General features: G+C 58.1%; 11 protein-coding genes and 4 pseudogenes. 5 read left to right on the plus strand and 10 right to left on the minus strand.

Annotated features, from left to right (window positions below; translation table 11 throughout):
• Positions 1-609 precede the first annotated feature (609 nt).
• From CES87_RS26720 to CES87_RS26740, 5 genes are all read right to left on the minus strand, one after another.
• Positions 610-1659, minus strand: coding sequence for a DMT family transporter (locus tag CES87_RS26720; RefSeq protein ID WP_128608497.1), 1050 nt, complete (start codon positions 1657-1659; stop codon positions 610-612).
• A gap of 253 nt (positions 1660-1912) precedes the next feature.
• Positions 1913-2095: a DUF1289 domain-containing protein gene (locus CES87_RS26725; protein WP_128608469.1), complete on the minus strand. Its 183-nt coding sequence runs from the start codon at positions 2093-2095 to the stop codon at positions 1913-1915.
• Between the two features lie 2 nt (positions 2096-2097).
• Entirely contained in the window at positions 2098-2469 is a 372-nt protein-coding gene (locus CES87_RS26730) for a hypothetical protein (RefSeq protein WP_128608470.1), read from the minus strand.
• Positions 2470-2508: 39 nt separating this feature from the next.
• Positions 2509-3432, minus strand: a complete 924-nt coding sequence (gene dmeF / locus CES87_RS26735; protein ID WP_128608471.1) for a CDF family Co(II)/Ni(II) efflux transporter DmeF — start codon at positions 3430-3432, stop codon at positions 2509-2511.
• 20 nt (positions 3433-3452) lie between these two features.
• The gene (locus CES87_RS26740; RefSeq protein ID WP_128608472.1) at positions 3453-3728 is read right to left on the minus strand and encodes a metal/formaldehyde-sensitive transcriptional repressor; all 276 of its coding nucleotides are present in this window, start codon (positions 3726-3728) and stop codon (positions 3453-3455) included.
• A gap of 442 nt (positions 3729-4170) precedes the next feature.
• Between CES87_RS26740 and CES87_RS33700 the strand changes: the two are divergent.
• From CES87_RS33700 to arsJ, 4 genes and pseudogenes are all read left to right on the plus strand, one after another.
• Positions 4171-4370: pseudogene (locus CES87_RS33700) on the plus strand (arsenate reductase ArsC); the annotation flags it as partial.
• Positions 4369-4533 (plus strand): annotated as a pseudogene (locus tag CES87_RS33705) (transcriptional regulator); the annotation flags it as partial. The pseudogenes CES87_RS33700 and CES87_RS33705, both read left to right, overlap by 2 nt.
• Before the next feature lie 122 nt (positions 4534-4655).
• Positions 4656-5660, plus strand: coding sequence for an ArsJ-associated glyceraldehyde-3-phosphate dehydrogenase (locus CES87_RS26755; protein WP_128608473.1), 1005 nt, complete (start codon positions 4656-4658; stop codon positions 5658-5660).
• A gap of 9 nt (positions 5661-5669) precedes the next feature.
• Positions 5670-6888: pseudogene (gene arsJ / locus CES87_RS26760) on the plus strand (organoarsenical effux MFS transporter ArsJ).
• A gap of 109 nt (positions 6889-6997) precedes the next feature.
• Here arsJ and CES87_RS26765 read toward each other — a convergent pair.
• Together CES87_RS26765 and CES87_RS26770 are read right to left on the minus strand one after the other, a co-directional pair.
• Positions 6998-8038: an alpha/beta fold hydrolase gene (locus CES87_RS26765; RefSeq protein WP_128608474.1), complete on the minus strand. Its 1041-nt coding sequence runs from the start codon at positions 8036-8038 to the stop codon at positions 6998-7000.
• A gap of 63 nt (positions 8039-8101) precedes the next feature.
• The gene (locus tag CES87_RS26770; protein WP_128608475.1) at positions 8102-8305 is read right to left on the minus strand and encodes a hypothetical protein; all 204 of its coding nucleotides are present in this window, start codon (positions 8303-8305) and stop codon (positions 8102-8104) included.
• Between the two features lie 416 nt (positions 8306-8721).
• Between CES87_RS26770 and CES87_RS26775 the strand changes: the two genes are divergently transcribed.
• Complete coding sequence (locus CES87_RS26775) at positions 8722-9081, plus strand: DUF6124 family protein (protein ID WP_128608476.1); 360 nt, start codon at positions 8722-8724, stop codon at positions 9079-9081.
• A gap of 59 nt (positions 9082-9140) precedes the next feature.
• On the opposite strand, the pseudogene katG reads toward CES87_RS26775, so the two are convergent.
• The 3 genes and pseudogenes from katG to CES87_RS26790 form a co-directional block, all read right to left on the minus strand.
• Positions 9141-11425, minus strand: a pseudogene (gene katG, locus CES87_RS26780) (catalase/peroxidase HPI).
• A gap of 409 nt (positions 11426-11834) precedes the next feature.
• On the minus strand, positions 11835-12536 hold the full coding sequence (locus tag CES87_RS26785; RefSeq protein ID WP_128608477.1) for an NAD(P)H-dependent oxidoreductase: 702 nt from the start codon (positions 12534-12536) through the stop codon (positions 11835-11837).
• Between the two features lie 54 nt (positions 12537-12590).
• Positions 12591-14132 carry an acyl-CoA carboxylase subunit beta gene (locus tag CES87_RS26790; RefSeq protein WP_128608478.1) on the minus strand — a complete coding sequence of 514 codons (1542 nt, stop codon included), beginning with the start codon at positions 14130-14132 and terminating at the stop codon, positions 12591-12593.
• Between the last annotated feature and the right edge of the window lie 16 nt (positions 14133-14148).

Consider the following 14148-nt stretch of genomic DNA (forward strand, 5'->3'; position numbering starts at 1 on the left):
GACTTGAGATAGCATGAAAGGGGATCGCTATACGTTTCATTACCCCTTCCTTACCTCCTCTTATTACCACAGTATAGTCGTCATTAACTTCAGAGAGAGTGCAGAGTATCCCTTTGACCTTAACATTCGAACCTTTCCAAACAATCAGAAAGTCATGAAAATTGACCATAGCACTAGCTCCATTAGCAGAGGGGCTAAGCAGATAGCATAGTAGGGGATCCGGCAGCGCAACGAGGCGGATCTAGTTTCTACAGCCAGTCGACCGCTTTGCGGTCCTCACTACCGGCAGCAACCACCTCTAACTGCAGTTGATCGTCGTAGGGTCGGAAATATAGAGTTTGTGGAGCTAAATCGACTCCAGTTTCTTACCCTGGTTCGATCGGCTGCTTTTGGCCGACTGCTGCCTGTCGGGAGTGGCTGCAATCCACGCCCAAAAGCTGACATTTCTCTTGAGTGTTGGATTGTCATCGCAACCATAAAAGAATGACTGACAGTGCCACTAAAAAAGTAAAAGCCCAGCGCTAGAATGGGCTTCGGTGCGAGTGGGATTCTTCACATTTGTGTAGGCCAGTTGTGTGCTTCACCCTGGCCCGTACGCCACCTATGCACTCAATGGTCATGCCTGTGGTGTGCGTCGGGGAAGTGCGGATGGCTGTGAGTCATGGGCTCGTGTCGATGCCAATGTTGGTGCCTGGTGCCAGGCGCGAAGGGTTCATCGTGCTCATGTTGGTGGTGTTCGTCGTGTACATGCTCGTGCTCATGCTCCATGGCCTCATGCCGATGCTCATGCTCATGGCGTTCTGTGAGGTGTAACCAAATGCCCAATGCCATTAGCGATCCGGCGATTAGCAGCGGTAGCGTGACGGGATCGCCCATCGCCACAGCAAGCAATGTCCCTAAGAACGGTGCCACAGAGAAGTAAGCGCCCGTACGGGCGGTGCCCAGGTGGCGCAAGCCTATGACGAACAATGCCAGGCTCACGCCATAGGCAAGAAAGCCTACTATCAGTGCTCCCGCCAGGTTAGGCAGTGGCGGTAACGTCGCCCCCACAACAAAAGCCAGGACCAGGTTGACCGAACCTGCGACCAAGCCTTTGACAGACGCAATCCAGGTTGCGTCTGTCAACGACACCTTGCGGGTCAGGTTGTTATCAATTCCCCAGGCAAAGCAGGCGCCCAAGACTGCGAGTGCTGGCCATAGGCCGGCAAAATGCGCTTCACTGGGCCAACTAAGAACCAGCGCGCCGGCCGCGATGGCGACCATGCCCAAGGCAATATGTCGGTCAAAGTTCTCCTTGAAGGCAAACCACGCGAGCAGGGCTGTAAATACACCTTCGGCGTTAAGCAGCAGTGATGCGCCCGATGCGGGCATTCCCGTCAGCCCGACCATCAGCAATACCGGCCCAGCAACACCACCCGCCGCAATCGCGCCTGCGAACCAGAGCGCTTCATGCCGTGGCAGGCTCACGCTGGGCGCGCGGCTCAGGAATCGATATAGCGTGAGTCCAAGGCCTGACCCCAGGTAAAGCAGGCCTGCCAGCAACCAGGGACTTACACTGTTCAACAGTAATTTCGCCAGCGGCGTTCCTGCACCGAACAGCACGGCGGCACCGAGCGCGGCCAATACGCCCGACTGTCTCAGGCCTTCCTTCCAATTCATTTGTTCAACTCCCCGCTCAATTGTGCCCAAGCTCAATCAGGTGAGAGTTTGGGAGACCGTGTGGATCGATTCTCGTCGTTGAGACAGGAAAACAGCAAGATTTACCGGCCTTGTGGGTTGAGGGCGTGGTCGTGGACAAATTCGAATGCCAGGTACTGGCTGATTTGTGCAAAACACCACTGGCTGCTTCTGGGCCGATAGGTGTCCGGCGCGAGTTGAACCCACAACCCAATGTGGTTATCTGGGCAAGTGACTATTCGCGCGCTTTCTTCAGCCCTTTCAGGCGCACATTCGCCCGTTGCACAGCGGCCATTTTTTCAGGCCGTTTCATGCGTTTCCACTTTCTGATGTCGTCCTTGCTTCGCCCGCAACTCACACACAGATCACCACTCAGTTGGCAAACCGAGATGCAGGGATTTTCGATTTCTTTAGCCATTGTCAGTCACCTTTGGCCACGCGTGATCGAGTCAGGCGGTTTTTCCAGTCGCCACCGTGAGTGCGTTGGCACTCTTCCTCAGAGTCGAAGCGGACACTGTGGTCTGAAGGACTCAAGTCGATGTTGGCCTCATTCAGCGCGATGGCCGTCAGCTCGAAGATGCGCGCCTTTGCGTCTACCAAGGCGAGCTTTTTGTCAGCCAGGGTTTCGAACACCCAGATTACCTTCAGTGTTTCAGCCAACGCGTTCAGGTCTGCGGTGTGGGTGAGCCAGGTAAAACCCTTGATTTCACCTTTGGCGGTTTCGCACGCTTCGGTGAGGGTGGTTATCAACCGGCGTTCGATTCGCGCCAGTTCACGTTTGCCAGGGGGCATTGCAGGTTCCTTTGGAGACAATGGTGGGGAGGCGCTGAGTCAGACCGGTCGAAACTCAACCGTCAGATGGCTGACTTCGTGAACCGGCTTGAGACGTTCGCGAATGCTGTCGGCGTTCACAGTGGCCTCACCCAGGACGCTGACGATGGCCGCATGGGCTTGCGGTCCAACCCGCCATACGTGCAAGTCCGTGATGGTGGCATCCCCCGGTTTCTCGACCAGTTCGCGGATTTCCTCGGCAACCTGCGCATCGGTTTGATCCAGCAGTACACCGGCGGTAGTCCCCATCAGCGTCCAGGCCCAGCGCGCGATTACGATGGCGCCGATGATGCCCATGAACGGGTCCAGCCACACCCATCCGAGATACCGGCCGGCGAGCAGTGCAGCGATGGCCAACACTGAAGTCAGCGCGTCGGCGATGACGTGGACGTAGGCCGACTTCAGGTTGTTGTCGTTCCCGTGATGAGCATGGGTATGGCCATGATCATCATGATCGTGGCCATGACTGTGCCCGTGGCCCAGCAATAGGACACTGACAATGTTGACGATCAAACCGGCTATCGCGATGAGCGTAGCAGTGCCGAACTGAACGTCTGTTGGCTGCAAGAGGCGCATGACAGACTCAACGCCAATGCCCAAAGAGACCATGCCGAGAATCAGCGCCGAGGCGAACCCGCCCAGGTCTCCAACCTTTCCGGTACCGAAACTGTACCGCTGGCTGGAAGCGTGGCGTTTTGCGTATCCGTAAGCAGCCGCCGCGATGCCCAATGCGCCGGCATGGGTTGCCATGTGAAAGCCATCGGCCAGTAACGCCATTGAGCCCGTGATGTACCCGGCGGTGATCTCGCCAACCATCATCACAACGGTCAGTGCCACAACCCAAAGCGTGCGCTTGGCATTTTCGTCGTGCGCTGAGCCAAGGAACACGTGGTCGTGCGTGTAGTTGATGTTAGTGCTGTTCATGAGTGTGTGCCTGGATGCGTTCACTTGGAGTAACGGCGAATGGCTTCAAGAAGCTCTTCGACACCCTTGTTACGCTCTTTTTCGCTGAGCCGAGGGTTCGCAACATGCTCCCGCGCGTGATCCTCGATGATTTCCTCCATCAAGCCGTTGATGGCTCCGCGAGTGGCGGCAACAAGGTGCAGTGTTTTGGCGCAATCGAGGTCCGATTCCAGTGCCCGTTCAACGGCCTGGATTTGTCCGGCAATACGTTTTACGCGCTTGAGAAGATCGTCTTTGTTCGCTGCGATGTGACCCATTGGATACCCCCTATACCTATGTTGTGCGCATGATAGGCATACCCCCTATACCTATGTTGTGCGCATGATAGGCATACCCCCTATACCTATGCAACGATCGGCGGACGGAGGGATCATCTACGGCCCCTCGGGAAAGAGAGACTTCAATTACGAGGGTGGAGCGAGAGGACCTGGAGTGTCCCTTCTGGCCGTTCTCTGCCGATCATGGTTACAAAGCATGCTGGTCAAATCCGATGCAATCGGTGGTCAGAACGAATGCAAATGATCAGATGTTTCAGAGGCTGCATGTGGACCTGCCAGACATTTCTCTAATGCTTTAGGTGCCTGATCGATACCGCTTATGGCGTACCAAGGGATTTCAGAGAAAATTCCCCATCTTGGGTTTATCTTGTATGCGGAAAGTCATATATTCGAAAATCCGTATATGAGATGAGGCTTCACAATGACCAGCAAAGCCCGTGTCCTGTTCGTCTGCACCGCCAACGCTGCACGCTCCCAGTTGGCCCAAGCGTTGCTGAGGCATACCGACTCGGAGCATTTCGTGGCTTAAGTGCCGGCACAACTCCGACTCAGGTAGATCCGCGTACGTTTGAGGCGCTCTCACACATCGGTGTGAGCACTGAAGGATTACGCAGCAAGTCGGCAAGGCCAATGGGTCTATTACCGACTGCACCCCAATCTGCCGGATTGGGTTCATCAAGTGCTGACCACGGTGCTCGAAAGCAATAAGCATTGGTTAAGTCCTGATGCCAAACGCCTTGACGAGATGGGCGACCGTCCTGAACGGGCACTCACCTGCTGCTAAAGCCAGATCGTCTGGTTTCACCTGCGCCCGCGCGCTATTCAGCATCCTGCCCACATAGAATACATCGGCCAGTTCGACACCCAGTCGAACTCTCACTGACAACAGATACAGAGCACAACAACATGACTATCAAAGTTGGCATCAATGGTTTTGGACGAATAGGTCGCCTCGCTCTGCGAGCATCATGGAACTGGCCAGAGTTTGAATTCGTGCAGATCAACGATCCGGCCGGTGATGCAGTAACCCACGCGCACCTGATCAACTTCGACTCGGTGCATGGTCGTTGGCAAAACGAAGCCAGCGCAGAAGGCGATCACGTAGTAATTGGCGGCAAGCGCATCAAGGTCACCGCGAACAAAGCGATTGCCGACACCGACTGGTCGGGGTGCGATCTGGTGATTGAGGCCAGTGGCAAGATGAAAACCGTCGCTGTGCTTCAGGCTTACCTCGACCAAGGCGTGAAGCGTGTCGTGGTCTGCGCTCCGGTGAAGGAAAAAGGCGCGTTAAACATCGTCATGGGCGTCAACCATCAGCTGTTCAAACCGGCTGAACATCGCATCGTCACTGCCGCTTCGTGCACCACCAACTGTCTGGCGCCCGTGGTGAAAGTCATCCACGAGAAGCTGGGCATTCGCCATGGTTCGATCACCACCATCCACGACCTGACCAACACCCAGAGCATTCTCGATCAGCCGCACAAGGATCTGCGCCGTGCGCGTGCTTGCGGCATGAGCCTGATTCCGACCAGTACAGGCTCGGCCACTGCTATCGCCGAAATTTTCCCAGAGCTGCGTGGGCGCCTGAATGGTCACGCTGTACGCGTGCCGCTGGCCAACGCTTCACTGACTGACTGTGTCTTTGAAGTCGAGCGAGCCACCACCGTCGAAGAAGTGAATCAACTTCTCAAGGACGCTTCCGAGAACGAGCTGAAAGACATCCTCGGTTTCGAGGAGCGTCCATTGGTGTCCATCGACTACCGTACCGACCCGCGTTCATCGATCATTGATGCGCTGTCGACCATGGTCATCAACGGCACCCAGGTCAAACTCTATGCCTGGTACGACAACGAATGGGGCTATGCCAATCGTACTGTCGAACTGGCCAAAATGGTCGGTCTGGCAGTCTAAGGAGCGGCCATGAAAGCGTTGTCAGCCCTCGCTCCGCAAGTGCGGCAGTACCTGCTCGTCACGGGCAACTACTGGGCCTTCACTCTCACCGACGGCGCCTTGCGCATGTTGGTGGTGCTGCACTTTCACGCGCTGGGTTACAGCCCACTTCAAATCGCGGCGTTGTTTCTGTTCTACGAGCTCTTTGGCGTGATCACTAACTTGGTGGGGGTTACCTCGGCGCTCGGCTGGGTCTGAACCGAACCATGAACATCGGGCTGGGTATCCAGGTCGCGGCGCTGTTAATGCTGACGGTTCCGGTAGCCTGGCTAACCATTCCATGGGTGATGGGGGCTCAGGCGTTGTCGGGATTGCCAAAGACCTGAACAAGATGAGTGCCAAAAGCTCCATCAAGCTTCTGGTTCCTGATGGGCAGCAGGGCAAGCTCTACCAGTGGGTGGCGATCCTCACCGGCTCGAAGAACGCACTCAAGGGAGTCGGCTTCTTTCTCGGCGGAGCCTTGCTGGCATTGATCGGCTTCAAAGGTGCATTGCTGGCCATGGCGGGTGTTCTGGCGCTGATCTGGATCAGCAGCCTGATCCTGCTGAAGAAGGATCTGGGCAAAGCGAAAGCCAAGCCCAAGTTTCGCGACATCCTGTCCAAGAGCCGGGCAATCAACATCCTCTCGGCGGCACGGTTGTTTCTGTTCGGCGCCCGCGACGTCTGGTTTGTGGTGGCCTTGCCGGTTTACCTGAGCAGTGTCTTCGGCTGGGACTTCTGGCAGGTTGGCGGCTTCCTTGCGGCCTGGGTGATTGGCTACGGCATCGTGCAATCCTTCGCGCCCAACATCACCGGCAAGAAACGTGGGCACGTACCGGATGGTCGAGCGGCTTTTCTGTGGGCACTTGCACTGGCGGGTCTGCCTGCGGCAATCGCTCTCGGGCTGAACACTGGGCTGTCACAGCAGGTGGTGTTGTTGGGTGGATTGATGGTCTTTGGTGCGCTGTTCGCGGTGAACTCTTCGCTGCACAGCTATCTGATCGTGTCCTACGCCAAGGAAGATGGCGTGTCGCTGGATGTGGGTTTTTATTACATGTCCAACGCCATGGGACGATTGATCGGCACGGTGCTCTCCGGCTGGGTTTATCAGGTGTATGGGCTGGGGGCGTGCCTATGGATATCTAGCGCATTCATGCTGTTTGCAGCTTTGATTTCGATTGCATTGCCTCGTCACGCGCTTGGTGAATGACTGTTTGTGGTCTGTTGGAAGTGCAACGGATTCCAGTCAAACGGCTACTGATGGCGGGACTCTGAACGAGTAACGTAGGGGCGGTCAGACGCTTTGATATCACCCATTTTCAGTTGCGAAATGACTGCGCCAGAAACTCGGTGATCAGCGATGCAATCTGCAGCTGGATCAACGCCCGCGGTCGAGCGCTGTCGCCATCCCGGCAAATGATGCCATCGCCTGGTGCGTCTTCTTCGAGCAATGCCACCGCGCCAGGTTTGCACATAGACAAAAAGCTGAAGTGGCTGGCGTCCTTGATCTCGACGTACCGATTCGTCGCCGGGGGCAAGCGCTTGGCCAGATCGGCGGACTCCAACCGCGCGGGAAGGTCTTCAGAGGGCGCGCCCGCTGCGATCACCAGTGTCGGCACCGGTAACGTCGCCAGACTTTCATTGGTCAGGCCGCGCGACAGTCCCAGGTCCAGGGACACGATGGCGGTGACACGTTTGTCGCTAAGATCGGCGACCAGCCGGGCTTTCGATGCCGGAGTGCTGTCGGGGTTGATCTGTTTGTAAACGCTGCAACTGGCCAGCTGCGGATGGGTGATGCAGTCCTGGGCAAAACGCTCGGGATCGAATCGGGCACCGGCGATTTCCAGGGCGGTCCAGCCGCCAAGTGAATGACCGACCACTGCAATTTGACGCTTGGCCACTAACCCAAAGTGTTCTGGCTGAGCCATGACCGCATCGATGGCCCGCTGCAGGTCGAGGGGGCGCTGCCACAGCTGCGCTGCGGCTTTAGGGTTGCGATCGCGGGTGGTCGTGCCGGGGTGGTTGACCGCCGCCACGATGTAACCCTGATGGACCAATGCACTGGCCAGCCATGACTGGTTCCCCCAATTACCGCGAAAGCCGTGGGAGAGCACCACCAATGGATGCGCGCCTGCGGCCGGAGGAGCATCGCGGACGGCGAGGGCACCGACAAACACCGGAGTATCCGCGATCAATTGCGGTTTGGCAGTGGTTGCACTCGGGTACCAGACGACCAACTCCAGCGGGCGGTCATTTTGCTTGTCTGGCAACGCCGAGGTCCGGAAGCCGATAGGGTTGTCGCCAGCGAATGCGTTTATGTTCAGACAGATAAGGAGCAGGGCCCCGAGCACTGTTTTCATTGTTTTGATCTTCCTTGATGGGATCAGCGTCGATTGGACGCGATCAGGTGCGCGGTAAACATATCAGCCATCGTGTCGGCACACACAGCCGTTTTTGATGCCCATTGAATCGACTCGTTTTCCAGGCGCACCCCAGTGACTGCTTCTGGCCGGCCGGTAGTTGCCTGTCACCGCTATGCGGCTGTCTGCGTAGTGATGCTCGATGGTTCGCGAAAAACCAAGGGCACCGATGGGCTTCTGGTTTTGCGCGTTATCGTTGCCGTCCATCGTCGGAACGCCGCCCGGAGCCGGCTCGCTCCTACAGTGGTCGGTGGTGTTTAAACGCGCATGGGCGGCGCGTGTTTAAGCGTCTTCAAGATCACTTCCTGAAAGCTACAAAACCTTGCGTCGTTGCCTACGGGTACGCCAGAATCCGCCGGCTTGTGCGCCTGGGGTCTGGGTTCTATCGTTTGTCGGTCGCTGAAAACAGCGATCGGGTTTGGTAGCCCGGTTTCGCACCTAGACGCACAGCGCCACCTTATACAGCCACTTTCTTGGACTGTTCTTTATGGTGGCCATGCGTGGGGCTCGCTTGCGGGCGCCGGGTTCTGGTGCGACCGGTCTACCAACCTGCGTATGGCCGCCACCCTTCGTTTGGTAGCGAGGGTGATGGCTCCTTCTAGTTCGCATCAGAGGTTCCATCCATGTTCAAAGTAACGCCAAACCCGCCGGACACCGATCCCACATCCCCCTACGATCCCGATTCAAACAAGCTCAACGAAGCCGCCGAGCGCGCCCTCGATTTTCACTTCCCCTCAACTGCCGACATCAAAGCCACCCCGCGTACACCCAGCACTCTGTTTACCGTGAACCCGGATACCACGACCGAAACCCTGATGGTGTATCTGGTCGAGACGCTGGCCTCGGTCGATGTGATGGTCCATCAGTTGGTCGATCATCTGGAGGGTGGAGATCGCAACGCTCTGCTGGGCATTTCCAACAGCGTGATGCTGGCGGAGATCACGGCGAATCGGGTGCTGGATCAGATCGACCCGCCTGAGTAAGTCATCAGAAGCGGCAAGGGCAGCATTGCGCTGCCCTTGTTTGATACTCAGCCGCTATTTCACTTCAGATCAAAACGATCCAGGTTCATCACCTTGGTCCATGCTGCCACGAAGTCTTTGACGAATTTCTCCTTGTTTTCGGGACTGGCATAGAACTCCGCCAAGGCCCGCAACTGTGCGTTGGAACCGAATACCAGATCCACACGGCTCGCGGTCCACTTCGGCTGGCCCGTTTTGCGGTCGCGACCTTCGAACTCTTCATTGGACTCGGATGTGGGTTTCCATTCCACGTTCATGTCCAGCAGGTTAGTGAAGAAGTCGTTGCTCAATGCTCCCTTCTGGGTGGTGAAGACGCCATGGGCGGTTTGTCCGACGTTGGTGTCTAGCACACGCAAACCGCCAATCAGCGCGGTCAGTTCCGGTGCGGTGAGGGTCAGCAACTGCGCCTTGTCGATCAGCAAATGCTCGGCCGGTACGCTATAACGGGTTTTCAGGTAGTTGCGGAAGCCATCAGCAATGGGTTCAAGGAAGCCGAAAGACTCGACATCCGTCTGTTCCTGGCTCGCATCCATCCGCCCCGGCGTGAAAGGCACCGTGACGGATTGCCCGGCATTTTTCGCCGCCTGCTCGACGCCGGCATTCCCGGCCAACACGATCAGGTCCGCCAGCGAGATTTTCTTGCCGCCGGCGTTGAACTCGCTCTGGATACTTTCGAGTTTCGAAAGCACCCCGCCCAATTGCTCAGGCTGGTTGGCCTGCCAGAATTTCTGTGGCGCCAGACGCAGGCGCCCGCCGTTGGCGCCGCCGCGTTTGTCGGAGCCACGGAAGGTGGAAGCTGCCGCCCAGGCGGTCGACACCAGCTGTGAAACGCTCAAGCCCGAAGCCAGCAGCTTGCTCTTGAGTGCGGCGACATCAGCGTCGTTGACCAAGGCATGATCGACCGCCGGAATAGGGTCTTGCCACAACAACTCTTCGTTGGGCATTTCCGGGCCGAGGTAGCGCGAGAGCGGGCCCATGTCGCGGTGAATCAGCTTGTACCAGGCACGGGCGAAGGCGTCGGCCAGCTGATCCGGGTTCTGCAGGAAGCGCCGCGAGATCGGCTCGTAGATCGGGTCGAAACGCAGGGCCAGGTCTGAGGTGAGCATGGTTGGATTACGCCGCTTCGACGGGTCGAAAGGGTCCGGGATACTGCCGGCACCCGCACCGTTCTTCGCGACCCACTGGTTCGCCCCGGCCGGACTCTTGCTCAGTTCCCACTCGAAGCCGAACAGGTTTTCCAGGTAATTGTTGCTCCATTTGGTGGGGTGGTGGTCCAGGTCACTTCCAGGCCACTGGTGATGGTGTCGGGGCCTTTACCGGTGCCGAAGCTGTTTTTCCAGCCAAGGCCCTGTTGTTCCAGGCCGGCGGCTTCCGGTTCGGCCCCGACATTATCGGCAGGACCGGCGCCGTGAGTCTTGCCGAAGGCGTGACCGCCGGCGATCAGCGCCACGGTTTCTTCGTCATTCATCGCCATGCGGCCGAAGGTTTCGCGAATGTCCTTGGCCGAGGCGACCGGATCGGGATTGCCCTCCGGACCTTCCGGGTTCACATAGATCAGGCCCATCTGCACGGCGGCTAGCGGATTTTCCAGGTTGCGGCCCTGTTCGGTACGGCTTTCCTCATTTCTCCCGGGCTCGGCTACGAGTGGGACATCGCCAGGTTCCTGAACGGGTTTATTTTCGTCTTTGCCGTAGCGCGTATCGCCACCCAACCATTTGTTTTCCGAACCCCAGTACACGTCCTCGTCCGGCTCCCAGACGTCTGGACGACCACCGGAAAAGCCGAAAGTCTTGAAGCCCATGGACTCCAGCGCGACGTTGCCGGTGAGCACGATCAGGTCGGCCCAGGAAATGTTGCGGCCGTATTTTTGCTTGATCGGCCACAGCAGCCGGCGCGCCTTGTCGAGGCTGACGTTGTCCGGCCAACTGTTGAGCGGAGCGAAGCGCTGCTGGCCGGAACCGGCGCCACCGCGGCCGTCACCGGTGCGGTAAGTGCCGGCGGCGTGCCAGGCCATGCGGATGAAAAACGGGCCGTAGTGACCGAAGTCAGCCGGCCACCAGTCTTGCGAGTCGGTCATCAGCGCAGTCAGGTCTCTTTTGACTGCCGCAAAGTCCAGCTTCTTGAAGGCTTGTGCATAGTTGAAGCCCTCGTCCATGGGATCGGACAGGGACGAATGCTGGTGCAGGATCTTCAGATTCAGTTGGTTCGGCCACCAGTCGCGGTTCGTTGTGCCACCGCCGGCGGCGTGGTTGAACGGGCATTTCGATTCATTTGCCATGTCTGAGCTACCCTCGGTCGAGTTCATTCAGCTATCCGGCCCGGTTCGGGCCTGGAGTAGAAGCGGGCGAAATCAATGACTCAGGTTTGCGGACCCGCTTTTTGATCCAATGATCGTTGCGGTCACGTGGGCGTTGCTGACAGTGGCTATCAAGTTGCCACTAGGAGGGCCCATACTACGCCTGGTCAGTTTCTGACTCATTCTTATCTTCGCATCAGGTCTGTGCCGGCCAGACTTCGCCGACGCCACTAAGGCTAGACCGCTATCGGCAAGTCAGCTAATAGCGCGAGTATTGGTCGCTGATAGGCGAAATCTTTTACCGACCTGCGCGGTGAACGCTGCAAGGCGGCTTGGCCACGTGTCGCCTGATCGTTTCTGACAGAGGCTCTCCATAGGCACTGAAAGCCTGGGTATGCAGTCGTTCATTACATGCGGTTTATGTAAGCGGATATAACCGATCATCAAACTGATTCAATCGTGGAAATTCCATTGGCTGATCTTCAGTGATGGTTTCCAGGCGTTGTCGATAGCATTGCAAAAACGCCTGGCGCGCCTCATGGGTGATGTAGGGAACATGCCAGCCAACGAAAGGCGGCAGGACGTCCAATCCGACATAGGCCAGCGTCCCGCGCAGCAGCGGGCGCAACATATCCTCCAGGGGACCGTGGATGGCACCTTCGCCGAACATATGCTCACGCCCGCCCAGAGTTACCGTCACCAGTGCTTTTTTCTCGCGCAGCCCGCCTTGATCGTAGAAGCGCTTGCCGCCGTAGCAGATGCCGGACACCAGCACTCGATCTATCCAGCCCTTGAGGATGGCCGGCGTCGAGAACCAGTAAATCGGGAAGTTGAGGATCAGCAGATCCGCCCACAACAGTTTGTCCAGTTCTTGTTGGATGTCGACGGCGAGGGTCTGCTTTTTGTTGGCGAGCCGTTGTTCGAGTGCATAGACCAGATACTCGGGGTTTTCTCTGGTGGAAAAATCCTCAGCGCTGGCCACCGGGTTCCAGTTCATCTCGTACAGGTCTGACACGCGCACCTGATGCCCTTGGGATTGCAGGGTGTCGACCGCCTGATCGCGCAGCGCAGCGGTAAATGATTTTGGCTCGGGGTGGGCATGCACGATTAAAACGTTCATGGCTGTTCCTTGGAATGCAGGGGGTGCGTTCAGCGTGGAGCGAACGCGTGTCGGTCAAAAGTACGTGGGCCAGGTGCGCATTTCATGGCGCCCGATGCCGTGATTGATGGCACGTCGCTGAGCGGCCAGTGCCTCGACGAGGAAGCGACGGGTTTCGCTTGGTGCGATGACCTCGTGTGTGCCCATTGCACCGGCTAGCGCGAAGGCCGACGTGTCCTTTGAGAACTCGGCATGCAGGCGGTCATAGCATTCGGGGTCAGCCTCGCGCGTTACATCATGGACGACACTGACCGCAACGCCTGGATCGACAAAACTGACATCCGCCGTGCACCAGGCCGCAGACTGGTCGCTGTTGCGGCCACCGCCGAAATTCAGATAGGCCTGGCCGAAACTCTTGCGCACGATCACCGAGATCTTCGGCACTGAACACAGCTGAACGGCGTGAATCATGTTCATGATGTGGGCAGGCGCGGCGCGTTTCTCGCCTTCGATTCCCACCAGGAAACCGGGTGTGTCGACAAGAAAGATCAGCGGGATGTTAAACGAGTCGCACAGTGCGATGAAACCGGTGGCCTTGCGGCAGGCATCGGCGTCCAGCGCCCCGCCCTTGAATTGCGGGTTGGAGGCGACGATGCCGATGCTGGCGCCTTCCAGACGGGCGAGGGCGGTGACCACAGAACGCCCGAAGCGGTCCTTGAGCTGGAACAGGCTGTCGTGATCGACCAGCGTCGCAAGCAACTTGCGCATGTCGTAGGTCTTGGTGCGCTCGACTGGGACGATGGATTGCGGACCCGATGCATCGGGCCGGTCTTCAGGTCCGCAAGGCAGCACGACCGGCGTCTCATTGGAGTGGGAGGGCAGGTAGCCGAGAAAGCGTCGGATGGCGGCCAACGCTTGCTGGTCGGTGTTGACGACCATGTCGGCCAGCCCGGTGGTTTCAGCGTGCATGCGCCAGCCGCCGAGTTCTTCGGTATCCGATGATTCACCGATGGCCACTGAGGTGACTTTGGGACTGGAAACGGCGAGCAACGCGCCCTTGCGCATCACCGTAAAGTCGGCCAGGCACGAGTACCAGCTCGCCGAGCCGAAGCAGGGGCCGAGCACCGCACTGACCCACGGCGTCTCGCGGCGTCGACAGTATTGTTGGGCGTCCTGTCCGGCACTGGCCATGCTGGCCGCGCCCATCGCATCCTGCATACGCTGACCCGACGACTCGCCAAGAAAGATCAGCGGCATGCCGTTGCGGGTGGCACATTCCTTCAGGTAGGCGATCTTGCGCGCATTGATCCACGAGGACGATGCGCCTTTAACTGTCATGTCGTTGGACACGACCGCCACCCGGCGCGAATCGATGCGCCCGAAGCCGGTGATCTTGCCGTCGGCGGGTGTGCTGTCCCGATCCTCGGGGCGCGACGAATGCGCCAACATGCCGATTTCGCTGAACGACTGCGGGTCCAGCAGGCCATGCAGACGTTCCCGTGCGTTGAGCACGCCGGCATCACGGCGCGCCTGAAGTTTCGCCTCGCCGCCCATTTCCAGGACGTTGGTACGGCGCGAATCAAGCTCTTGTTCGGTGAATGTGTGCTCGTGGGTCATCGTGAACTCTCGTTGG

This window comes from Pseudomonas sp. ERMR1:02 (assembly GCF_002277815.1).
Classification (GTDB): Bacteria; Pseudomonadota; Gammaproteobacteria; order Pseudomonadales; family Pseudomonadaceae; genus Aquipseudomonas.

Excerpts from the sequence above, each read along its gene's own strand:
- CES87_RS26755 (WP_128608473.1), top strand. The coding sequence starts at position 4,656 with ATGACTATCAAAGTTGGCATCAATGGTTTTGGACGAATAGGTCGCCTC.
- CES87_RS26775 (WP_128608476.1), top strand. The coding sequence starts at position 8,722 with ATGTTCAAAGTAACGCCAAACCCGCCGGACACCGATCCCACATCCCCC.
- CES87_RS26725 (WP_128608469.1), bottom strand. The coding sequence starts at position 2,095 with ATGGCTAAAGAAATCGAAAATCCCTGCATCTCGGTTTGCCAACTGAGT.
- CES87_RS26765 (WP_128608474.1), bottom strand. The coding sequence starts at position 8,038 with ATGAAAACAGTGCTCGGGGCCCTGCTCCTTATCTGTCTGAACATAAAC.
- CES87_RS26770 (WP_128608475.1), bottom strand. The coding sequence starts at position 8,305 with ATGGACGGCAACGATAACGCGCAAAACCAGAAGCCCATCGGTGCCCTT.
- CES87_RS26720 (WP_128608497.1), bottom strand. The coding sequence starts at position 1,659 with ATGAATTGGAAGGAAGGCCTGAGACAGTCGGGCGTATTGGCCGCGCTC.
- CES87_RS26730 (WP_128608470.1), bottom strand. The coding sequence starts at position 2,469 with ATGCCCCCTGGCAAACGTGAACTGGCGCGAATCGAACGCCGGTTGATA.
- CES87_RS26790 (WP_128608478.1), bottom strand. The coding sequence starts at position 14,132 with ATGACCCACGAGCACACATTCACCGAACAAGAGCTTGATTCGCGCCGT.
- CES87_RS26740 (WP_128608472.1), bottom strand. The coding sequence starts at position 3,728 with ATGGGTCACATCGCAGCGAACAAAGACGATCTTCTCAAGCGCGTAAAA.
- CES87_RS26785 (WP_128608477.1), bottom strand. The coding sequence starts at position 12,536 with ATGAACGTTTTAATCGTGCATGCCCACCCCGAGCCAAAATCATTTACC.
- dmeF (WP_128608471.1), bottom strand. The coding sequence starts at position 3,432 with ATGAACAGCACTAACATCAACTACACGCACGACCACGTGTTCCTTGGC.